Raw genomic sequence first — 22,965 nt, 5'->3', positions numbered from 1 at the left:
AGATATTGGCAAATAGAATAAAAGGAATAACTGTTGAGATTGGTGGAGATACTACCAAATTACAGACTGCACTAAAACAAGTAAATACGGAGATTAAGCATACTCAATCAGAACTTCGTGATGTTAACAAACTTCTTAAACTTGATCCTGGAAACACTGAACTTATCTCACAAAAGCATAAGCTATTAGGACAGACCTTAGAAGAAACAAAGAACAAACTAACATCTTTAAAAGAGGCACAAAAACAAGCTGAACAGGCTCTTGCAGAAGGAAAGATTTCCCAAGAGCAATATGATGCCCTTAAACGTGAAATTATTGAAACAGAACAAGCCCTTAAATCTCTAGAAAGGCAAGGGGCAACCACTAATCAAACCCTTCAAAACATAGCTATTACTGGAGAAAAATGGCAAAACACAGGGCAAAATATAGAAAATGTAGGAAGAAAAATGATGCCAGTATCTCTTGCAGTAGCAGGTCTTGGGGTAGCGGCTGTAAAGACTGCATCAGATTTTGATTCGGGCATGTCCAAGGTAAAAGCGGTATCTGGTGCAACAGGGTCCGACTTTGATGCCCTAAGGGAAAAGGCTCGTGAAATGGGAGCCAAGACCAAGTTCTCAGCATCTGAAGCGGCAGAGGCTATGAACTACATGGCAATGGCTGGTTGGAAAAGTAAGGACATGATTGGTGGTATCGAAGGAATTATGAACCTTGCTGCTGCGAGTGGTGAGGATCTAGCTACTACTTCAGATATCGTGACAGATGCCCTTACAGCCTTTGGTTTAAAAGCAGAAGATTCTTCTCACTTTGCTGATGTTCTTGCTGCTGCATCATCTAATGCTAATACCAATGTTTCATTAATGGGTGAGACCTTTAAATATGCTGCACCTATTGCTGGTGCCCTTGGCTATTCAGTTGAAGATACAGCAGTAGCTATAGGTTTAATGGCTAACGCAGGAATAAAAGGTTCACAAGCAGGGACAGCCTTAAGGTCTGGACTAACAAGACTCGCATCACCAACTAAAGAAGTTATTAACGGAATGTCTATGTTGGGCTTATCTATTGAAGATGTGCAGGGCCTTTCACTTGATGAGACTTTAAGCACCTTTAGAGTAGCCTTTGCTAATTTAGATGGAACTCAAAAAGCACAAGCAGCATCCATGATATTTGGTAAAAATGCCATGTCTGGGATGTTGGCAATTATAAATGCCAGTGAGAAAGACTACAACAGTTTAAGTGATGCCATCTATAACGCTGATGGAACAGCAGAAAAAATGGCTGCTACTATGCAGGATAACCTAGCTGGTCAATTAAAAATCCTACAATCTGCCTTAGAAGAATTAGCCATATCTTTTGGAGAACTTTTGATGCCTGCTGTTAGAAAAGCAGTAGATATATTAACAAAACTGGTAAATGGACTTAATGCACTTCCAGGACCAGTAAAGGGTATTATTGCAGGTATCGGTCTTTTTATAGCTGCTCTTGGACCTGTACTTATGATTGTAGGAAAACTTATCTGGTCAATAGGAACTATTATGACCAAAGGACCTCTAATAGTAGGAGGAATTACTAAGATAGTTGGAATATTTACAGGTACACTTATACCAGCAATCACTGCAGTAGTATCAGCCATTGGTATAGTTCCTATTGCTATTGGTGCAGTAATAGCTGGACTTGTTCTTTTATGGAAGAAGTGCGACTGGTTTAGAGAAGGAATAATCTCCATATGGGAAACTATTAAGGAATCAACAGTTGCTATTTGGAATGGTATAAAAGAATTCTTCGTAAATCTATGGCAAGGGATATCTGATTCATGGACAAGTACCTGGACTGAAATCACAAGTTTTCTATCAGAATTCTGGTCTGGATTTATTGAAGGTGTTAAGACTACTTGGAAAGGCATCAAGGACTTCTTTGCCAATCTATGGAATGGACTTTCTGAAGGATGGAACAGTATATGGACATCTATAACAACTTTTCTAACTGAATCTTGGAATACCTTTATTGAAGGAGCAAAGAGTCTATGGCAAAGTTTAGGAGAATTCTTTACAAGCCTCTGGACGGGAATTCAAACTACTTTTACCAATATATGGACAGCTATTTCAACTACAACTACAGAAGTATTTACAGCAGTTGGAGAGTTTATAAAAACTACTTGGGAAGGTGTTAAGACTTTAATTTCAACAGTTCTTGATGCAATCAAAGTAAAAGTAGAGACTATTTGGAATGGACTAAAAGAGTTTTTAACAACAGTCATCACTGCAATTGGAACATTTATATCCACATCCTGGACCAATATAAAAACGACAATTGAGACTATCTTGACTTCTATTAAGACAGTCCTTGAATCAATCTGGAATGGGATAAAGACCTTTATCTCATCAACAATGAATAATATTAAGTCCTTTGTTTCATCTGCTTGGAACTCCATAAAGTCGACTATTTCATCTGCAGTGAATACTGCAAAGTCAGCCGTATCGTCTGCCTTTAATTCTATGAGATCGAGTATTTCATCGACCATGGCAAATATTCAGTCCACTATTAGAAATGGATTTAATAATGCAGTTAATCACATTAAGAATTTAGCATCTCAAGCTTATACATGGGGAGCCGATATGATTAACGGAATTGCAAGAGGGATTAGAAGTGCGATTAGCAATGTGACATCGGCTGTATCGAATGTAGCATCAACTATTAGGTCTTACCTGCACTTCTCTGTTCCAGATGTTGGTCCACTTACCGACTACGAATCATGGATGCCAGACTTTATGGAAGGTTTATCTAAGGGAATAGAAAAGAGCAGGAGACTAGTACAATCTTCAATGAAAAATGTTGCAAGTGATATGGTTTTAAGCCCAAGCATATCAGCTGTTGGCATAGGTGGATATGATAAAGAATCTGCTGTAAATGGAATTGATATAGGAAGACAAATATCTGATGCAATTGCAAACATAAATTTAAAATCTGAAAATACTGGAGATATAGTAATACCAGTTTATCTTGGAGGGACTCTCCTTGATGAAGTTATTGTCAATGCATCAATGCGTAAGAATTTAAGGAGTGGAGGTAGATAAATTGAAATATCAATCATATTTAATTATTGAAGGAGTAGATTTGCCTCTGCCAAATTCTTACGATTTGGAGTTTAGAGATATCGAGGCAGATACTGGAGGAGAGACAGAGGCAGGAACTATTCAGAGGGATATTGTTAGAAACAAAGTAGCAAGTATATCTGTAGGTTTTTCTTGCAGTCCTAAGCTTGTGAAGATATTGAGTGGTCTTGCTAACAAGTCTAATCTTAAAGTTAAATACTTAGATACAGAAAGTTTGGAACTCAAAGAGACACAAATGTATATAGACAAGTTGCAGGTCAAATTAATAAAAGATACTTCTTATAAAGGGTTGTGGGAAGTATCTTTTTCATTGGAGGAGTATTGATGTATCCAATAAGCAATGAATATAAAACAGCAATCAAAAAGAACTCTCGTAAATTCTACTGGACAGGAAACATCATATTAAAAGATGAAACAATCATTCCATTTACCAATAAAGATATTTTGAAAGGGTCTGGATACATTCATCGTTCTTGCTCTGGATCTTCTGAACTTGAAATTGGTACAGTTTATGCTGGAGAGTTTGGAATCAGTCTTTTTTCAAATATAGATAGGTATACTTTAGAGGATTCAAAGCTAGAACTTTTTTACCATCAAGAATTAGAGAATAAAAAGATAGAAACCATACCAATGGGAATCTTTGATGTTACTGAGGCAAATAGGTCTAAGAAGATTTTAGAACTAAAAGGCTATGACTATATGCTTAGATTTGATAAGAATTTCCCAGTTACAGATACCTTTGGCACAGCTTTTGAATTACTAAGTCTTTCATGTGAGAAGTGCAAGGTAGAACTAGGTATGACAGAAGATGAGGTAAAAGCTTTTGTAAATGGAGAGGAAGTTCTGGCTATTTACCAAGACCATGATATAGAAACTTACAGGGACTTTATTCACTATATAGCATCAACCCTTGGTGCTTTTGCTGGGATTAGTCGTGATGGAAAATTAATTTTAAACAAGTATGCAGAAAGCATATCAACTGAAATTAAAACAAGAGAAAGATTTTCTTCATCAATATCAGATTTTAAGACAAGATATACAGCCATCAATTCAACAAATGCAAAAACTAAAATAGCTGAATACTACTCTTTAGAAAATGATGATGGCTTAACTATGAACCTCAGCATAAATCCTTTAATGCAATTAGGGCTTCCAGAAAAAAGAAAAAGAATGTGTGAGAGTTTATTAACAGAAATTTGTAAGATTCACCACACACCTTTTGACATGGTAACCATAGGAGACCCTAGCCTTGATGTTGGAGATAGAATAGCTATTTCTTATCCAGAAGAAAAGATTGAAGGACTTATCACTGACATAGAATATAAAATAAATAGCAAGCATAGAATTCTTGGTGTAGGAAAAAATCCCTATTTATCTAAAGCTAAGAGTAAGAATGATAAAAATATAGTTGGACTTTTAAACCAGATAGAATCTGAAAAGTTAGTAGTTCATGCCTACTCAAACTATTCTGCCTTTAATCTTTCCACAACGGATACACCAATAATTCGTATAGAATTTGCCTCTAATAAAGAAACGGAGGCAATTTTTAATGCATCTATCTTGTTAAATATAATTTGTGATACCGAACAAAAAACTAGAAAGATATCCAGAGAGTTCAAGAAACAAGTAGAGGTTTTAAATAACGATGGAAAATCCTATAATCCTCTAAAGTTTGAAGAAAAAGAGGAAGTAGAAGAATTAGACTTTATTGAAAATATAGAAATACCAACAAGACTTGTTATTACTTATGTTTTCAATGATACGAAAATAGAACATCACATTCCAAAAGAAACCTACTTAAGTGGTGACCATATTCTAAATCTTTTTTACCCACTAACTAAACTGCAAGAGAAAACAATGAATAACTTCTCAGTGCTTATTAGGCTTGAATCAGGGCAAGCTATGATAGGTAAAGATAATGCTATCGCAGCTATCTCTGGTCAATCCTTAGGCTCTACAGAGGCTTGGGATGGAAAGATTAAGATTGATGAATCTTGGAAAAGAATAGAACTTAGTCATTCATTTCTTCTTAGGAAACTTAAAGCAGACTACAAAGTAGAAAGACAAATACCAACACCGATTATATTTAATGAAAAGGTAGGGAGATTTAAATATCAAGGATTAATGATTGGGAAATATAAAGAAGAGATTACTACAGAATTTAAAGATAAGGAGGAAGGAAATGCTCAAGGGTAAATCAGTCATTGAACTAACTGATGTGAGGACAAATAGGAAGGAGATATATGAAGATGAAAACTTAATAACGAATGCAGTCCCTGATTTATTAAGGCTCAATCCTATGGGGTTAATGTACCCTATGGGTGATTCGAGAATTACTCAATATGAAAAAGAAATATTTCCTATAGCAACTAAATGTTATGGTGGGATCCTTTTATTTGAGGATAAGTTAGAGGAAGATCCAAATAAAATATTTGCTCCTTCTGATAATCAAATCATAGGCTATGCATCCAATGATGTAAATTCAACGGATGCACCAAGAAGAGGTTCAGCTAATCTTAATGAATCAACCCCTCTTGAAAATGGACACAAGTTTGTCTGGGACTTTTCTACATCACAGGCAAACGGAAGAATCTCTTCATTGGCATTAACACATTATAGAGGAGGGAAACATTTTTATGGAGACACTCATGGTAAAGATCCCTTCCTATTATTAAATAAAATTAGCTTATGGAAAAACAGAGAAGTCTCGGACGCATATAACGGATGTGTTGAAATAGATGTTGAAAACAACACCTTGGTTTCAATATGGCCTTTAGACAACAAATCAATAGAATTAGTAAAACTTAAGGAACCATTTACGAGTATAGGTTTAAATGATCCAATTTACACTAAAGGATATAAAAATGAGGAAAGGATAACAATTGATGTATCAGAGTTTTTTAGTAAACTGAGTACTTGGAACGAATGTTGTTTTTATGACGGAGAAGATGGAAATTGGTATGGCTTTGGAACTTACAGAGATAAGCTAATAAGAATAAAAATAAATAAAAATGATTACTCAACGAAAATAGATGAGTGGGCATTAAATGAAATAAGATTAGGTAAATTAGGAAGTTACTATGAAAAAAATAGAAGTTACTGTCATAGATATGTATATAGCTGTATTAAAGATGGCTACCTATATTCGATAAATTCATATAGTGCGGATAAAATCTATAAAATTAATATCAATAATCCTGTAGATATTTCTGTTATAGAATTAGGTAAAGAAGTTAGGACTTCGAAATATGGGGGAGAATACTGTTACCTATACAAGTGGGGAGACTATATATTAGGTTATGAATTTGCAATTGATAAAAAAGACCAAGTTATAGTAAATAGTGTTTCTGACTATAACGGTGAGGGAATACCAAACTTAATGATGGATCCAAAGACAATCGGACCATTGGTCATTGGATTTGGAGGTTATGAGGAGAAGTTTTACAAACTTTTATTTCTTCACACCCCATACCTTGGAACAATTAATAACTTATCAAGCCCAATATTAAAAACGGCAGATAAGACAATGAAAATAACTTACACACTAACAGAGGAGGAATAAAATGAATAAGTTTTTAGAAATACTAAAAGTATGTTTTACAGCTATCGGAGGATGGTTGGGATTTTATCTTGGAAGTGTAGATGCATTTATTTACACATTACTTGCTTTTGTAATAGCCGACTATTTGACAGGAGTTTTAAGAGCAGGGGTCGAAAGAAAGCTATCCTCATCCATAGGATTTAGAGGGATAGCAAAAAAGATTATGATTTTTATAGTTGTAGGTATCGCAAACCTATGTGATGTAAATTTAATTAAAGGTGATGGAACAATGATAAGAACAGCCATCATCTTTTTTTATATAGCAAATGAAGGGCTCTCTATTTTGGAAAACTCTGTAGCACTAGGCTTGCCAGTACCAGAAAAACTAAAGGCGATTTTAAAACAATTCAAGGAGGAAAAATAAATGAGTAATAGTCCATTAGTACAAGCAAGAATTCTCTCACCTAACCATAGCGGTAGAAGAAATCAAAGAATAACAAAAATTGCTATACACCACGCAGCAGGAGTTATAAATGGTAGAAATCTTGCTGGAGTATTTGTGCCAAGGTCAAGACGAGCATCAGCTAACTACAACTTAGGATCCGATGGAGTAATTGTTTTAGGAGTAGATGAATCTAACAGAGCCTGGACAACCTCATCTTCCTGGTGTGATAACCGAGCAGTCACAATTGAAGTAGGGAACTCTACGAGAGGTCCTCAGTGGTTAGTTTCTGATTACGTTTTAAATAGACTAATTGATTTAGTTACAGACATCTGCAGAAGAAATGGAATCTATCCTTGTACCTATACTGGAGGCAAGGATGGTGTTCTTCAAAAACATGAGTGGTATTCTAATACAAATTGTCCTGGTCCATACCTAGGAAGTAAGTTTCCATATATAGCAAATGAAGTCAATAAAAGACTAAGAGGAAATAAGACTGTTAGCAAATCAATAGGTGGACTATATAGAGTTAGAAAATCTTGGTCTGATGTAAAAAGCCAGAAAGGTGCGTTTAAGAATTTAGATAATGCTAAAAGATGTGCCGATAGATTTAGATTAAAAGTATTCGATGCTAATGGTAAGATAGTATATCCAGTTGGGAAGTCAATCGATGATTTAGCAAGAGAAGTTATAAGTGGAAAATGGGGGAATGGAGAAGAAAGAAAAAGGAGATTAACTCAAGCTGGATATGATTATTATGCTATTCAGAGAAGAGTGAATCAATTAGTTTAATAAAATGATTATGGCTTAATGGATTTTTAAATTAGAAATCCATTAAGCCTTTTTTTATTTTACCATCCTATTTCAGTATTTCTTATGGCATATATTAAGACCTTAATATTACTCAAAAACACTCTCTTTGTCCTAAGGAATATAGAGGAAAGAAAATTAGGGTTAAAAATAGACCTTATTTCTTTGCCTGTGATATAGGAGGTGGAGTATGAGAGTGGAAAAGTTTGAAGGTAGAAAAGAAATTATAAAATCAGAATACACTGAAAGGGATTTAAAGGCAGAGCTTAACTTTTATCTATCAGATAAGTTTATCCAAGACCTCTTTCTTTTAGACGAAATCAGTCTTGAAGAATATAGAAAAATTAGGAGAGAAAACATTAAAAAATTCAGACCTATTCTTTCAGAATTAATGCTATAAGACTTGATAAATACTCACTTGTACGGGAATATAGCACTAGCAGAAAGGAGGTTGAATGGATGAAAAAGATAACAAAAATAGAAGCAAATCAAAAAGAAGAATCTATATTAAGAGTCGCTGCCTATGCGAGAGTATCGACAGATGAAGATGCTCAGCTTGTGAGTCTTAAAACGCAAAAAGCACACTACGAAAAGATGATATCTGAGAATGATTCATATACTTTTGCAGGTCTATACTTTGATGAAGGCATCACTGGAACAAAGAAAGAATGTAGAGACGGTCTTCTAAAAATGATAAAAGACTGTGAAGACGGAAAAATAGATTTTATCCTAACCAAATCCATCTCAAGGCTTGCAAGAAACACGACAGATTGTTTGGAAATCGTAAGAAGACTCCTTGATTTAAACATTGGTATCTATTTTGAAAAAGAAAACATTGATACCAGGACAATGGAAAGCGAGTTGATGTTATCCATACTTTCATCCCTTGCAGAAAGTGAGTCCAGGTCTATATCAGAAAATAACAAATGGTCCATAAAGAAAAGATTTCAAAATGGAACGTTTATTATATCAAGCCCACCTTATGGCTATGAGAATATAGACGGAAAGATGGTAGTGAATGAAGAAGAAGGAAAAATAATAAAAGAAATATTTGAACAGTATCTTTCAGGTAATGGAACGCACAAAATTGCAGAAGACTTAAATAAAAGAAAGATTAAAGGACAAAAAGGAGCAAGCTGGCACGGGTCGACTATAAATGGAATCTTAAAAAATGAAAAATATATAGGCGATGTCATCTACCAAAAGACCTATACAGATGATACTTACAAGAGGCATAAAAATAATGGAGAAGAAGACCAGTATAAGATTATAGATAACCATGAAGCCATTGTAAGTAGAGAGGACTTTGAGAAAGTTCAAGACCTAATAAAGATAAGGGCTATAGCAAAAGGAAATGGAGAAGACACTAAAAGATATCAAAATAGATATAGCCTATCAGGGAAAATAAAGTGTGGCGAGTGTGGATCAACATTTAAAAGAAGACATCACTATAATGGAAAAGTTAGATATATAGCTTGGACTTGTAGTGAGCACCTAAGAGATATTAATAAGTGTTCTATGAAGTTTATTAAAGACAAGGACATAAAAGTGGCTTTTATAACTTTAGTAAACAAGCTAATCTTTGGAAAAGATAGTATCTTTACACCACTTTTGAAATCATTAAAGAGAATGGACAGCAAGGGAGAAGTTGCGAAGATAAATAAAATAGAAGAAGGTTTAGAAAAACTAAAGGAAAGAAAAGAGGTTCTAAGCAAACTAATAACTTCGGGCGTTTTAGATGCAAGTATTTACACAAAAGAAAGCAGTGAAATTTCAAGTGAAGAAAGTTTTCTACTCAGGGAAAAGGAAAGAAGTAAAAAAGCTATCCTTGGAAATGATGAAGAAATAAGAGAACTTGAAAAACTAATAGGAATCTTAGATAAAAGTAAAATGATAGATCACTTTGAAGATGACTTGTTTGAAGAAATCATTGATCACATACAGGTTGTCAATAGAGAGACTCTTGATTTTCATTTAAAGTGTGGACTTGTACTTAGGGAGGAAGTGAAAAATAATGTCTAGATTATGTTATGGCTACACCATAAGAGACGGAAGACTAGAAGTTCAAGAAAAAGAAGCCGAGAATATAAGAAAAATCTTTAAAAACTATCTTGATGGAAATGCCCTTATAAAGTCGGCAGACCTGGCAGGCTTAAAGAAAAACAGCTCCAGTGTAAAAAGAATCCTTACCAATAAAAAGTACTTAGGAAACGAAATCTATCCCAAGATAATAGATAGAGAGAGCTTTGAAAAGGCAGGTCAAATGTTAAAAGAAAGGGCAGTGGCCATGGGACGAGTTTGGAAAAAGGAAGAAGAGATTATTAAAGTTCCTTGCAAGTTTAGATATAAAGAAGAAGGAATTCTACCACTAGATCCCTTTGAACGAGCAAGCCACCAGTACAATTTAATCGAGGTGATAGATGATGAATAGCAAGGTTATAGTTATACCAGCTAAGAAGAAAAAAGGAAATTCCATCAGGGAATCAGAAAAGAAGAAACTAAGAGTAGCTGCCTATGCAAGGGTATCGACGGACAGCGATGAACAGGCAACTTCTTATGACACTCAAATAGACCATTACACAAACTATATTAAGAAAAATCCAGATTGGGAATTTGCAGGAGTTTTTTCTGATGAAGGAATCAGTGGAACATATACCAAGAAAAGAGCTGGCTTTAATAAAATGATTGAAGAAGCCATGGAAGGAAATATCGACTATATAATCACAAAGTCCATATCGAGGTTTGCTAGAAATACCCTAGACTGTTTAAAGTATATTCGTAAACTAAAAGAAAACAATATCCCAGTCTATTTTGAAAAAGAAAACATCAACACCATGGATGCCAAGGGAGAAGTTCTTCTTACCATTATGGCATCTCTTGCTCAACAGGAAAGTCAGTCTTTATCACAAAATGTGAAGTTAGGATTTCAATACAGATTTCAACAAGGACAAGTCCAAGTAAATCATAATAGGTTCTTAGGCTACACAAAAGACGAAGAGGGAAAACTTGTCATTGTTCCTGAAGAAGCAAAAATTATAAAAAGGATCTACAGAGAATACTTGGAAGGAGCAAGTCTACGAGATATAAAGGTAGGACTTGAAAAAGACAAGATAGTAAATGGGGCGGGGAATAAAAAGTGGCATGTATCAAACCTCAATCAAATTTTAACCAATGAGAAATACATGGGGGATGCCCTCTTACAAAAGACTTATACAGTGGATTTTCTAAATAAGAAAAGGGTAAAAAATGATGGAATAGCACCTCAATATTATGTAGAAAATAGCCACGAAGCCATCATACCAAAAGAAATCTTCATGCGAGTCCAAGAAGAAATGGATAGACGAGCTAATATGGTGAGCGGCAAAGGAAAGAGAAGAATTTATTCAAGCAAATATGCCCTTTCAAGTATTGTCTACTGCTCTAAATGCGGGGATATTTATAGGAGAATAGCATGGAACAACAGAGGGAAAAAATATACTGTTTGGAGATGCTGTACAAGAGTAACCCATGGACCAGACGCATGTGAAGCAAGAACCATAAGAGAAGAAGACCTACAAGAAGCAGTCGTAGAAGCCATCAATCAGCTTATATCTGAAAGCAGTGAATTAAAAGAAATAATTAAAGAAAATATAGAAAAAGCCATCACAGGTGATGGAAGTAGTCAGATAGAAGAAATAGACAAAGAAATGCTTGAGGTACAAGAAGAACTTTTAAAAGTAGCTAATGCAAAAAAAGACTACACAGACCTTGCAGATAGAGTGGAAGAGTTAAGAAATGAAAAAGAAAAGATACTTCTAAATATAGCGGAAGAGAAGAATGAACAAAACAGACTAAAGGAATTAGAAGAGTTTTTAGATAATCAGGAATTGGAAATAGAAAGCTACGATGAAGACTTGGTAAGGAAACTTGTAGATAAGGTAGTTGTATATGATGAGGAACTAAAGATAGTGCTCAAGTCAGGAGTTGAAGTCAATGTATGTGTATAAATATCTTGACTTTCAAATATAACATGTGCTACAATATAACTAAGTTATATTTGAAGAAAGGAGGGCAAATCGTGGCAAACGGAGATTATGAAGTAACTCATAATAGGATTCTTAATAGCGGTAAGAAAATTTTCAAAGAACAAGGATTTGAAAAGGCAAATTTAAGAGCTATTTGCAAAGAAGCAGGTGTTACTACTGGGGCGTTTTATGGTCATTTTGAGGATAAGGAAGCACTTTTTTCTGAGTTAGTTGAGCCGATTGTAAGCCAAATACGAAAATACTATGCTATGTATGAGGATGAGAGTTTTGAGACATATAAAAAGGAAGTTCCACTTGGGAAAGAAACCATTTATAAAATTTTAGACTCTAAAGCACATGGTGCTGTTAAGATGGTCTTGTATTTTTTTGAAAATAAAGATGCATTTGAGTTATTAGTGTTTGGTTCTTATGGAACAAAATACAGTAATTTTTTAGATGAACTCGTGGAAATAGAAGATAAAAATCACATCAAAATATTAAGCATGATTTATGGTGAAGATGGTGTCGGTAGTGTAATAACCGATATGGGAATTCACTTAATTAACCATGCATATTATTATGCTTTATCTGAAGTTGCTGTTCATTCTAAAAGCAGAGAAGAAGTAGAATTAAATGCCAAACTAATTTCAAAATTCTTTAATGAAGGATGGGGCAAAATACGAGGTTTGTAAAATGGAAAAATTTTTGCATCAAATATAACTTAGTTATATTAAAGATTTAATTTTATATAAATTGGCAACATGCTGTTTTATAAGCAGATAAAAAATATTATATGTATTCAAGGAGGAGAAAAATGAATTTAAAAAGTATTGTAAAAATAGCAGTATTTTCTGTTATTGGTTTTGTATTAACAATGGGATTGGGACTTTTGACAGGATCGTTTGGAATGATTCCGAGTTTGTATTTATCATCGGCACTTCCAACAATAATTGCCGCGCCAGTTTTTGTAATAATGTGTAAACAAGTCGCACAAAGAGGAACAGCATTCTTATATTTCTTATTACTCGGCGTGTTCTATGCTCTTATGGGAATGTGGCCTGTAATAGTAGTTTGTGCAATTGCAGGAATATTAGCAGAGCTTGTGATTGGTAAAAAGGAAAATTACTCAGACAAAACTATGAAAGTAGGTCTTGGTTTTGGTGCTGGTATGTTTATATATTCGCTTCATGCGATGTATTTCACATTCGTATTTGGTGTAGAAGGTCTTACAAAACAATTCCCTAAGATGTTTACAACAGACTATGCAACATTTCTTTATAATTTTTACACCCCTAAAAACATTGCAATTTGCGTAGTGATCGCAATCGTTGCATCAATTATTGGTGCTAATTTTGGAACATATATTTACAACAAATTCTTTAGCAACAGGAAGAAAAAAAGTGTTTTGTAAAGGTGAAAAAAATAATATAAACGAATACCAACTATCAGATAAAATCAACCCGCTTACTATAGTTGGGTTGATTTTACTATTTTCAGTTATTCTAACTGTTGGAGAGCAATCACAATATTTATTTTCCCTTATTTTTGTCTTAGGACTATTATTCTTATTTTCTATAAGAAAGGCATTTAGAACGATATGTTCATTGCTTATAGTATGGGGGCTTATTTATTTGCTGAAACCACACTTAGGAAATGTTTTGGTTGGTTCTATATATACAATGCTACTTATAGTGTTGAAATTTGCTCCACTTTTCATTTTGGGAAAAGTTCTGTCCTCATATAGTTCTTCGCATCTAATGGCTGCATTTAGAAAAATTGGAATTGATGGTGGAATAGGGATAGGAATTACAGTATTCTTTCGTTTTATTCCGGAAATCTCTATTAGGATGAAGGAAATAAACAATGGCATGAAAATTAGAGGATTTAAAGCAAGTATTTTCAAACCAATTAAAACATTTGAATTATATTTTGTTCCTCTTATGTGTAAGTGCATAGATATAAGCGATACCTTAACTTGTTCAATCATATCAAAAGGTATTGAATATGATGGACAAAAAACAAGTTTTCATGAGGTGAGATTTACATTTATTGATATAGCAATGATGATCGGAGGAATGATTTTGTTGGGGGCGAGTTTATGGAAAATATTTTAGAGGCAGAAATCAAATCCTTTCATTATGGAGAAGATTTGATTTTGAAAGATTTAAAAATGTCTGTAAAGAAAGGCGAAATTATAGTCTTAACAGGTCTTTCAGGATGCGGAAAAACGACACTTTTAAGACTACTAAACGGGCTTATTCCGTCATTTTATGACGGTGATTTGGACGGCGAAATTAAGATTTTAGGGAAGGATATAACTACTTATAAAAAGGGAGAGTTAGCTAAATATATTGGCAATGTATTTCAAAATCCTAAGGATCAATTTTTTTGTGATGTAGTTGAAGATGAAATTGCTTTAGTAGGTGAAAATTTGGGATTAGACAGGGACACCCTAAAAGAAAAAGTTGAAAAAGCAATGGACTTGTTAGGAATAAATCATATTAGCAAAAAATCCATTTTTGAATTATCAGGGGGAGAAAGGCAAAAGGTGGCGATAGCAGGAACACTTATTTATGATACAGACATTATCTTTTTCGATGAACCTTCAAGTAGCCTTGATTACGATAGTATAAAACATTTCAGTGAAATACTTATCAGATTGAAGACGATGGGAAAGACAATAATTATAGCGGAACATAGGCTCTATTATTTAAAAGAGATTTTTAGCAGATTGATTTATATAAAAGACGGTACAATATGTGATGTTTTTCCGAATGGTAGTCTTAGTAATGATAAATGTAAGGAACTTGAGTTAAGGACACTTAATGAAAGAGAATTGATATCAGAAAAAGAACCTATTGTGGCTAAAAGCTGTATCAAAGTAAATAAAGCCTGCATTCATCAAGGCAAAAGAACTTTGATAGAAGAATTAACTTTTGAGCTTGGAGAAAGCGAAATAATGGGAGTGATTGGTTCTAATGGTATTGGGAAAAGTACTTTGGCAAAAGCATTATGTGGTTTATCTGAAAAATATTTGGATGTCAGCTATGGACAGAAACAAAGAGAAAGACTTAGAAATTCATATTGCGTGTTACAAGATGTAGATGCTCAGATTTTTTTAGACACAGTAGAAAATGAGTTGATATTTTGTAAAGATAAAAACTCGGAAAATGATTTAGAAAAGATACGAGAATATCTGAAAGATACAAACCTGTGGCATAAAAAAACCAATCATCCGCAGAAACTATCCGGTGGACAAAAACAACGACTGGCAATTATTACTTCATTTTTATCCGGTCGTAAGCTGATAATTTTGGATGAACCAACATCGGGACTTGATTATAAAAGTATGAAAATTATGTCCGATTTAATTACAGAAAAAGCAAAGGAGATTCCAATTATAATAATTACTCATGATTTAGAACTGTTATTTAAAACCTGTCATTCCGTCTTAATGCTCGGTGATAATGGTTATAAAAAAATATCTGTAAAGGGAAATGAAGCGTTAATCATGGATTTTATGGATAAAAAAGGAAATTTATTGAAGGAGGAGAATGATGTTAAATAAGGTTTTTGAGTATGCTGGTTCGCATAAGAAAACAATACATTTAGCGAGTTTTATTATGCTATTAAGTGTCATTATGGGAGTTGTGCCATTTCTATTTGCTTATCAGATTATAAATCCCTTGATTTTAGGACAAAATTTGGAATTCACAAGGTTAGTTATTTTGCTTGCCGGTATTTTGATATGTTTGGTTTTGCAAGCATTATTAGGTGGTTTGGGTCTTAATATGTCCCATAAGGCAGCATATAACACATTATTTGGACTTAGAACATCTCTACAAAAAAAGATGGAGAATCTTCCCTTAGGAGCTATTGAAGAAAAGGGAACAGGTGCTATTAAAAAGATGTTTGTAGATGATATTGGTAGTTTGGAAGTTCTTTTGGCACACTCATTGCCTGAAGGAATTGCCAATTTAATTGTGCCTGTAATGGTATATATTGCAATGTTTTTCGTTGATTGGAGACTGGCACTTATGTCTTTGGCATCCATTCCACTAAGCATTGTCGCTATGATGATTATGTATTCCGCAGGAATGAAAAAAATGGGACCATATTATATGGCGAGTGGAAAAATGAATAATACCATTATTGAATATGTGAATGGTATGGAAGTAGTAAAAGTGTTTAACAAGCAAACGGAATCATATAAAAGATTTTCTAAAGATGTTGGAGATTATAGAGATTATGCACTCGCTTGGTATAAGACTGCATGGCCATGGATGGCATTATACAGTGCCTTACTTCCATGCACGATTATATTAACATTGCCGCTTGGAGGTTACTTTGCTTACATGGGCTATGTTAGTCTTTCTGATTTGATATTGGTATTATGCCTATCTTTGAGTATTGGCTTACCACTCTTAAAGGCTTTGGGATTTTTACCAACGATGCCACAGCTTAATTATAAAATATCTGCATTGGAAGATGCTTTAAATATAGAACCATTAAAACAAGGTGAAAACAAGTTTAAAGGTATAGATCATACTATTTCCTATGACAATGTTACATTTGGTTATCAACTAAGCAAGATGGGAGAGAATGGACAACCTGAAACATACATTAAAAATGTGATTCATAATGTGAGCTTTACAGCAAAAGTTGGAGAAAAGACAGCCATTGTTGGAGAATCAGGCTCAGGTAAAAGCACCTTAGCGAAACTCTTAATTCATTACTATGATGTTTTAGAGGGAAGTATTAGCATTGGAGGACAAAATTTACAGGATATGAGTCTTAAGGCACTGAATAAAGAGATTTCTTATGTGTCTCAAGACCAATATTTATTTAATACTTCACTCTTAGAAAATATTCGTATCGGAAATTTGTCAGCTACCGATGAAGAAGTGATAGAAGCTGCAAAGAAAGCTCAGTGTATGGAATTTTTAGATAAGCTCCCAAATGGTATTTACTCTTTGGCTGGCGAGGCAGGAAAGATGTTATCAGGTGGAGAAAGGCAAAGAATATCATTAGCGAGAGCTATTTTGAAAAATGCTCCGATTGTTGTACTTGATGAGGCAACAGCCTACGCAGATCCGGAAAATGAAGAAAAAATGGAAGCAGCTATTCGTGAACTTGTAAAAGGAAAAACATTGATTGTAATTGCTCATAAACTTCCGGCAATTGTAGATGCAGACCAAATATTGGTAATGAATCATGGTCGTTTAGTTGCAAATGGAAAACATAATGACTTGTTAGAATCATCAGCAGACTACCGTAAATTATGGGATGCGACACTATTTAGTAAAGATTGGAAAATCAGCAGAAAGGAAGGTGAAATGAATGTTTAAACTAATATCAAGAATTTTAAACTTGTCAGGAAAGTATAAAAATAGAATTAAAGGGGCATTTGTTTTTGCCTTTATTGAATCTGTTTTAAGTAAAATGCCTATTTTTATTGCATTTACTGTATTGATAGGATTTTATGAAAAGACAATATCACCGAAAACATTCTTGTATGTAGGAATAGGACTTGGTTTGGTAGTGTTGGTACAGGCATTGGTTCATTTTTTAAGCGATAAATTGCAAAGTGCTGCTGGCTTTCTGATTTTTGCAGATAAAAGGATGGAGCTTGGAAATCACCTTAGAAAACTTCCTATGGGATATTTCACATCAGGAAATTTAGGAAAAATCAATTCTGTTTTAAGTTCAGATATGTCATTCATTGAGGAAGTATCCATGAGTACCATAGCTAATATGATGAGTTATGTGCTTTCAACCGTTGTGCTTACTATATTCATGTTTGTTTTAGATTATAGAATAGGTCTTGTGTCTGTGTGTGTAACTCTAATAGCAACATTACTTGCAAGCAGAATGAATAAAATGTCTTTATCTGAAGCTGTTATCAGGCAAGAGCAAGGAGAGAAGCTAACAGATGCAGTTTTGTCATTTGCAGAAGGAATTAGTGTAATCAAAAGCTATAACCTTTTAGGAGACAATTCAAAGGCTCTTACAGATAGCTTTGCTTCATCAAGAGACACTTCTATAAAGTTTGAAAAGAAGATGACACCTTGGACAAGCGGATTGAACATTATTTATGGTATCGGAATTACTTTTATTTTGGCACTTGCTTTGTATCTTCATTTACAAGGAATGTTGAAACTTCCTTATGTGTTAGGACTGATACTATTTGTATTTGACTTATTCAGTCCATTAAAAACTCTTTATGGAGAAGCAAGCAGGCTAACAGTTATGAATGCTGCTTTAGATCGTATTGAAGAAGTATTAAATGAAACAGAACTACAGGATACAGGTAAAAAACATCTCTTAAAGGCTAAGTTTGGTGAGCCGGAAATTAGTTTTAATCATGTGAAATTTTCTTATGGAGAAAAAGAGGTTTTGCATGATATGAATTTTGAAATGAAAAAGAATACAATGACAGCTTTAGTTGGACAGTCCGGAGGAGGAAAATCTACAGTAGCAAATCTTTTGGCAAGATTTTGGGATGTAGACTCCGGTGAAATTTTGATTAGAGGGGTGAATATAAAGGATGTTTCGCTATCTGAATTGATGTCGGAAATTAGTATGGTTTTCCAGAGAGTGTATTTGTTTCAAGATACGATTTTTAACAATATTGCCATGGGGAAAGAAAATGCGACGAAAGAAGAAGTTATAGAAGCTGCAAAAAAAGCAAGATGCTATGATTTTATTATGGCACTTCCTGATGGATTTGACACAATGATTGGAGAAGGCGGAGCAACTCTATCCGGTGGTGAAAAACAAAGAATTTCTATTGCTCGCTGCATATTAAAAGATGCTCCTATTGTAATTCTTGACGAGGCAACAGCAAGTGTTGATGTGGACAATGAAAGCTATATACAGGAAGCAATCAGTGAATTGGTAAAGAATAAAACATTATTAGTTATCGCCCATAGATTAAATACTATTAGAGATGCCGATAGTATTATTGTAATCAAGGAAGGGAATATTGCAGAACAAGGAACCCATAATGAGCTAATTGCTTTAAATGGGATTTATAAAAATATGGTAGAGCTCCAAGAAAAAAATAAAGGACTAAAAATTATATAAAAATTGGTCTAAGAGAGGAGAAGGCAATGAAACAAGATATGAAAGAACAATTATTAACAAAAAGACCGATAGATTTACTCTTTCAGTTATCTATTCCGGCAGTTATCGGAATGATTGTTATCGGTCTGTATCCGTTAATGGACGGAATATTTGCAGGGAAAATTATAGGACAGACAGCAATGACTGCCTGTGGTGTCGCAATGCCACTTACCTTTTTCAACAGCGGTGTTTCAACTTTACTTGGTGTAGGTTCTGCATCTGTACTTTCAAGAGCAATCGGTAAAGGGGATCAAAAAACTGTAGATAAAATTATGGGTAACCTAATCTATTGGGTGATTTTCTTCTCTGTAATTATTACAGTTGGAGGAATACTTCTTGCTCCGCATTTTTTAGATATGGTCGGTGCAACGGGTGAAATCAAAGCCTATGGTATTAGATACCTTAGAGTAATTTTTATAGGTTCTCTATTTGTAAACTTCACACAGTCCGCAAACATGGTTATGCGTGGCGAAGGACTGATGAAAAAAGCTATGACGATTATGGGACTTGGAGCATTACTGAATATCATTCTCGATCCGATTTTAATGACAGTTATGGGTGAATATGCGATTGAAGGTGCTGCCCTCGCAACCATCACAGCACAATTTGTTCAGGCAGTGGCAACACTACATTATTTCTTGAAAAAGAGTAAAGTTGTTAAAATCCATAAGATAAAGTCTGATGCGGAAATTAAAAAAGAAATGTTTTCTGTCGGTTCATCCGCTATGATGATGCAGCTTTTGTTTATGATTCAACAGACTATGCTCTATAAAATGGCATTTAAGTATGGCGGAGATACCAATGGAATTTTGATGGCGGCATCACTTCGTGTATATGCCTTTTCATTTATTCCTCTTTGGGGAATGAGTCAAGGCTTACAACCTGTTGTTGGAACAAACTTTGGAGCAAAGCAGTATGACAGAGTAAGACAGGCTATGAAGGTCTTTTCTATTGGCGGTTTAGTTCTTGCAGCAATCTTTTGGATTCCGTCTTTATTGCTTTCAAGTCAAATACTATCTTTATTCGGTGTAGAAGCAAACATCATTGCACAGGGTGTTGGAAACTTTAGATTGTTCTATTCCGTATTTATTTTGTATGGAGTAATGGTTATGACTGTTACTTTCTTCCAATCAATCGGAAACGGAAAGAAAGCTGGGATAATCGTAATGCTTAGACAACTGTTTTTGTTTGTTCCTGCCATGATTTTATTGCCAATGATATTTGGAGTAAAAGCTGTTTGGTTTACACAGCCACTTGTTGATTTCATTATGATTGTTGTTGGCGTTTTCATGATGATTGGGGAACTGAATAAAATGGGGAAAGAAAAAGTTCAAGCGTAAAATTTCTTATTAGGTGTTTAGAATTTGAAACATTAGAAGGACTTAATTTATGGAAAATAGTTAGCTATAAAATGGAGGGATAGAAATGGAAAAGTCTATATATTTATTTGAAAGAATAAACCACAATAAAAATAGTCCTTTTTCCTATAAGCTTTATAGCTGTTTGTCTTTCCATATGCTCGTCTAAACAATTAAATATAATTAAAGGAAGAACAAGTTTCTTTCGTTTTAGAGGACTTCTTATGCCAAGGTGCAGGAGTCCTCCTTTTTTTGTTTTAAAACGCAGACAAAAAGAAATGGAGGAAGCATATATGCCAAAAAAATATTACCTTTATATCAACGGACAAAAGGTCAAAGTCAGTGAAGATATTTATAAAGTCTACTGGCGAGAAAGAGAACACGAAAAGTATTTGGAGCAGGTGGAAAGAAAAAATCACTTGCTCTTTTTTCATCATTGGATCATGACGGACATTTTGTAGATAATATTGTTGATGAAAGTGTTGATGTAGAAAAGATTGTTGAAACACAGATGATGATTGAAGCAGTCAGAAATACAATTTCAAGACTCAATGCAGAAGAAAGGGGCATCATTGAGCGTTTGTACTTTCAGGATGAAATTCTTTCGAGTATTACAAGAATAAAGAAAGTGAGTTATCAAGCTATACAATGGCGTAAGAATAATATATTGAAAAAACTGAAGTTGTTATTAGAAGATTTTTTAAGATAATCGACTTGTAGATAAGGGCAGATTTTCCATTATAAAGTAAAGGTGATATAGGGCTATTTTTCTTTGCTTATTAATAGTATATTATGTAATGAGAGAAGGAATTTATATCATAGATATGTTCCCACATACAAGGCTTTTGAAAAAATTACAATTTTATCCATACTGACCGATCAAGCCATGTGGAGACGGTAGCTCTGTTGTCCAAACTAAATACAGAACATCATTTAGATATAGAAATAGGGGAAGATGAATTTTCTGAAATTGACTTTTCAAAAGACGCAACTTATGGAGAAATTAAAAAGTATGTGTTAGATAAATACGGACTAAAAGTTTCAAGCCTATATATTGCACAAATAAAAAGGAAACATGGTCTAATAGAGAGAGAAAATTATAATTTTAGTAAGAAAGAAAATCAAAGAGTGCCAAATTGCCCAGAAGAAAAAGAAAAAGCAATCGAAGATGCTTTAGAGCATTTTGGAATGATTTAAATAATATCTAAGATTGAAAATTTTAAAATTAAGACTTAAAAACTTTAAGATTAAAAAGATATGTACTTCTTATATAACCTAAGAAGATTAATTGAAAATCAGGGGAACGATGATGGTAAAATAAAAAATTTTAACAACTAAAGAAGAATTAGGCATTAATGCCAAAGAGGTTTTTATGAAGTTAAAAATACTGAAAAAGACTTGTTAGAATTGAAAATTTTAGATCATTGTGCAGGGTTTCGTGTCATAATAGTGATAGAGGCAAATAGTTATGTAAATATAAAGAGTTCAAGACTTCTACCAAAGTTTAAAACTCAAAAAATAAATAGTTGGTGTGCTGCTTAGAGTAACCATTTTGATAATGTGGATGCGAAACAAAAAGAGATAATCAGACTTCGTAAAAAATTGAAACAGGTTGAAATGGAGAATGATATTTTAAAGCTAGCTGCACTACTGTTAGGCAAAAAATAGACCTCATTATCTCGAACCGAGATAAATATAGCATTAGTGCAATGTGTAGACTACTTGGGGTCACAAGAAGTTTAGTCTATTATCATTTGAACAAAGAAAAAGATGTGAAATTAGATGAAGATGAAAAACTAATAGAAGAAATAAAAGAAATATTCAGAAGAAGTAGAAACAACTATGGAACACGCAAAATAAAAAAAGAACTAGGGAAAATTGGATATAAAATATCGAGAAGAAAAATAGGCCGAATAATGAAGAAAAATGGCCTAGTCTCAAACTATACAGTAGCACAATATAAAGTAATAAGATCCAAATGCAACGAAGAAGACATCCCTAACCTTTTAAATAGATAATTTGACAATAGAGACTATTTAGAAGCAATAGTAAGCGACCTAACATATGTAAGAGTAGGAAAAACATGAAATTATATATGTTTAATAATAGACTTAAACAGCCGTGAAATAATAGGATACTCATCAGGTAAAAACAAAGATGCAAATCTAGTAGCAGGAGCATTTACTCAATAAGGCAGCCACTAAATCGTATAAAAATATTTCACACAGACAGAGGAAGAGAATTTAAAAATATAAAAATAGAAGAAATATTAAAGGTATTTGGGATAAAAAGATCGCTAAGTAAAAAAGGAAGCCCATATGATAACGCAGTAAGCGAAGCAGTCAATAGAGTAATGAAGACAGAATTCATATATCAGGAGAACTTTACTAATTTCCAAGAACTTAATCTAAAATTAGCAGAATACGTATATTGGTATAATAACCTAAGAATTCATGGATCTTTAGGATATAAAACACCAGTAGAATATAGAAAAGCAGAATAAAAAGCTCTGGAAGTTTCATAAATTAAATAAAATATATGAACAGACTGTCAAGGGCAAATTTCAACGAAATTT

Annotated in this window: 18 protein-coding genes and 2 pseudogenes; all 20 read left to right on the top strand. The window is 33.8% G+C overall.

Annotated elements, in window-relative coordinates; translation table 11 throughout:
• Positions 1–5: 5 nt before the first annotated feature.
• Entirely contained in the window at positions 6–3,071 is a 3,066-nt protein-coding gene (locus E0D87_RS08100) for a phage tail tape measure protein (RefSeq protein ID WP_068370123.1), read from the top strand.
• 1 nt (position 3,072) lies between these two features.
• Positions 3,073–3,435, top strand: a complete 363-nt coding sequence (locus E0D87_RS08095) for a hypothetical protein (protein ID WP_068370126.1) — start codon at positions 3,073–3,075, stop codon at positions 3,433–3,435.
• Positions 3,435–5,306 (top strand): hypothetical protein, encoded by a 1,872-nt coding sequence (locus E0D87_RS08090; RefSeq protein WP_068370129.1) that lies wholly within the window; start codon positions 3,435–3,437, stop codon positions 5,304–5,306. The genes E0D87_RS08095 and E0D87_RS08090 overlap by 1 nt, the downstream gene beginning before the upstream one ends.
• Complete coding sequence (locus tag E0D87_RS08085; protein WP_242618459.1) at positions 5,239–6,672, top strand: hypothetical protein; 1,434 nt, start codon at positions 5,239–5,241, stop codon at positions 6,670–6,672. The genes E0D87_RS08090 and E0D87_RS08085 overlap by 68 nt, the downstream gene beginning before the upstream one ends.
• A 1-nt stretch (position 6,673) precedes the next feature.
• Entirely contained in the window at positions 6,674–7,075 is a 402-nt protein-coding gene (locus tag E0D87_RS08080) for a phage holin family protein (protein ID WP_068370134.1), read from the top strand.
• Positions 7,076–7,885, top strand: a complete 810-nt coding sequence (locus E0D87_RS08075; RefSeq protein ID WP_068370136.1) for an N-acetylmuramoyl-L-alanine amidase — start codon at positions 7,076–7,078, stop codon at positions 7,883–7,885. It begins immediately after the preceding gene.
• A 208-nt stretch (positions 7,886–8,093) separates the two neighbouring features.
• Entirely contained in the window at positions 8,094–8,303 is a 210-nt protein-coding gene (locus E0D87_RS08070) for an SHOCT domain-containing protein (protein WP_068370139.1), read from the top strand.
• Positions 8,304–8,362: 59 nt separating this feature from the next.
• Positions 8,363–9,925, top strand: coding sequence for a recombinase family protein (locus E0D87_RS08065; protein ID WP_068370143.1), 1,563 nt, complete (start codon positions 8,363–8,365; stop codon positions 9,923–9,925).
• Positions 9,918–10,334, top strand: a complete 417-nt coding sequence (locus tag E0D87_RS08060) for a recombinase family protein (RefSeq protein WP_068370147.1) — start codon at positions 9,918–9,920, stop codon at positions 10,332–10,334. The genes E0D87_RS08065 and E0D87_RS08060 overlap by 8 nt, the downstream gene beginning before the upstream one ends.
• Positions 10,327–11,889 carry a recombinase family protein gene (locus tag E0D87_RS08055; protein WP_130820196.1) on the top strand — a complete coding sequence of 521 codons (1,563 nt, stop codon included), beginning with the start codon at positions 10,327–10,329 and terminating at the stop codon, positions 11,887–11,889. Before E0D87_RS08060 ends, E0D87_RS08055 begins: the two co-directional genes overlap by 8 nt.
• 71 nt (positions 11,890–11,960) lie before the next feature.
• Complete coding sequence (locus tag E0D87_RS08050) at positions 11,961–12,599, top strand: TetR/AcrR family transcriptional regulator (protein ID WP_004835143.1); 639 nt, start codon at positions 11,961–11,963, stop codon at positions 12,597–12,599.
• A 122-nt stretch (positions 12,600–12,721) separates the two neighbouring features.
• Positions 12,722–13,318 (top strand): MptD family putative ECF transporter S component, encoded by a 597-nt coding sequence (locus tag E0D87_RS08045; RefSeq protein WP_019125108.1) that lies wholly within the window; start codon positions 12,722–12,724, stop codon positions 13,316–13,318.
• Complete coding sequence (locus E0D87_RS08040) at positions 13,308–14,021, top strand: energy-coupling factor transporter transmembrane component T family protein (protein ID WP_130820057.1); 714 nt, start codon at positions 13,308–13,310, stop codon at positions 14,019–14,021. Before E0D87_RS08045 ends, E0D87_RS08040 begins: the two co-directional genes overlap by 11 nt.
• Entirely contained in the window at positions 14,006–15,475 is a 1,470-nt protein-coding gene (locus E0D87_RS08035) for an ABC transporter ATP-binding protein (RefSeq protein WP_044565602.1), read from the top strand. The genes E0D87_RS08040 and E0D87_RS08035 overlap by 16 nt, the downstream gene beginning before the upstream one ends.
• The gene (locus tag E0D87_RS08030) at positions 15,465–17,255 is read left to right on the top strand and encodes an ABC transporter ATP-binding protein (RefSeq protein WP_019125105.1); all 1,791 of its coding nucleotides are present in this window, start codon (positions 15,465–15,467) and stop codon (positions 17,253–17,255) included. Before E0D87_RS08035 ends, E0D87_RS08030 begins: the two co-directional genes overlap by 11 nt.
• A complete protein-coding gene (locus tag E0D87_RS08025; RefSeq protein WP_034439153.1) occupies positions 17,248–18,993 on the top strand; it encodes an ABC transporter ATP-binding protein in 1,746 nt (581 codons plus the stop codon). Before E0D87_RS08030 ends, E0D87_RS08025 begins: the two co-directional genes overlap by 8 nt.
• Positions 18,994–19,019: 26 nt before the next feature.
• Positions 19,020–20,372 (top strand): MATE family efflux transporter, encoded by a 1,353-nt coding sequence (locus tag E0D87_RS08020; RefSeq protein WP_034439151.1) that lies wholly within the window; start codon positions 19,020–19,022, stop codon positions 20,370–20,372.
• Positions 20,373–20,683: 311 nt separating this feature from the next.
• A pseudogene (locus E0D87_RS08015) lies at positions 20,684–21,099 on the top strand (sigma-70 family RNA polymerase sigma factor).
• 197 nt (positions 21,100–21,296) lie between these two features.
• Positions 21,297–21,587: an RNA methyltransferase gene (locus E0D87_RS08010; protein ID WP_130820056.1), complete on the top strand. Its 291-nt coding sequence runs from the start codon at positions 21,297–21,299 to the stop codon at positions 21,585–21,587.
• Between the two features lie 357 nt (positions 21,588–21,944).
• A pseudogene (locus tag E0D87_RS09280) lies at positions 21,945–22,893 on the top strand (IS3 family transposase); the annotation flags it as partial.
• Between the last annotated feature and the right edge of the window lie 72 nt (positions 22,894–22,965).

It is taken from the genome of Anaerococcus vaginimassiliensis, assembly GCF_900626155.1.
Lineage (GTDB): Bacteria > Bacillota > Clostridia > Tissierellales > Peptoniphilaceae > Anaerococcus > Anaerococcus vaginimassiliensis.
The sequence above is the reverse complement of the archived record's forward strand: the minus strand, read 5'-3'. Positions and strand labels throughout refer to the sequence as shown.

Coding starts and splice junctions, on each gene's coding strand:
- E0D87_RS08090 (WP_068370129.1), top strand. CDS start 3,435: ATGTATCCAATAAGCAATGAATATAAAACAGCAATCAAAAAGAACTCT.
- E0D87_RS08080 (WP_068370134.1), top strand. CDS start 6,674: ATGAATAAGTTTTTAGAAATACTAAAAGTATGTTTTACAGCTATCGGA.
- E0D87_RS08075 (WP_068370136.1), top strand. CDS start 7,076: ATGAGTAATAGTCCATTAGTACAAGCAAGAATTCTCTCACCTAACCAT.
- E0D87_RS08070 (WP_068370139.1), top strand. CDS start 8,094: ATGAGAGTGGAAAAGTTTGAAGGTAGAAAAGAAATTATAAAATCAGAA.
- E0D87_RS08065 (WP_068370143.1), top strand. CDS start 8,363: ATGAAAAAGATAACAAAAATAGAAGCAAATCAAAAAGAAGAATCTATA.
- E0D87_RS08060 (WP_068370147.1), top strand. CDS start 9,918: ATGTCTAGATTATGTTATGGCTACACCATAAGAGACGGAAGACTAGAA.
- E0D87_RS08055 (WP_130820196.1), top strand. CDS start 10,327: ATGAATAGCAAGGTTATAGTTATACCAGCTAAGAAGAAAAAAGGAAAT.
- E0D87_RS08045 (WP_019125108.1), top strand. CDS start 12,722: ATGAATTTAAAAAGTATTGTAAAAATAGCAGTATTTTCTGTTATTGGT.
- E0D87_RS08035 (WP_044565602.1), top strand. CDS start 14,006: ATGGAAAATATTTTAGAGGCAGAAATCAAATCCTTTCATTATGGAGAA.
- E0D87_RS08030 (WP_019125105.1), top strand. CDS start 15,465: ATGTTAAATAAGGTTTTTGAGTATGCTGGTTCGCATAAGAAAACAATA.
- E0D87_RS08025 (WP_034439153.1), top strand. CDS start 17,248: ATGTTTAAACTAATATCAAGAATTTTAAACTTGTCAGGAAAGTATAAA.
- E0D87_RS08020 (WP_034439151.1), top strand. CDS start 19,020: ATGAAACAAGATATGAAAGAACAATTATTAACAAAAAGACCGATAGAT.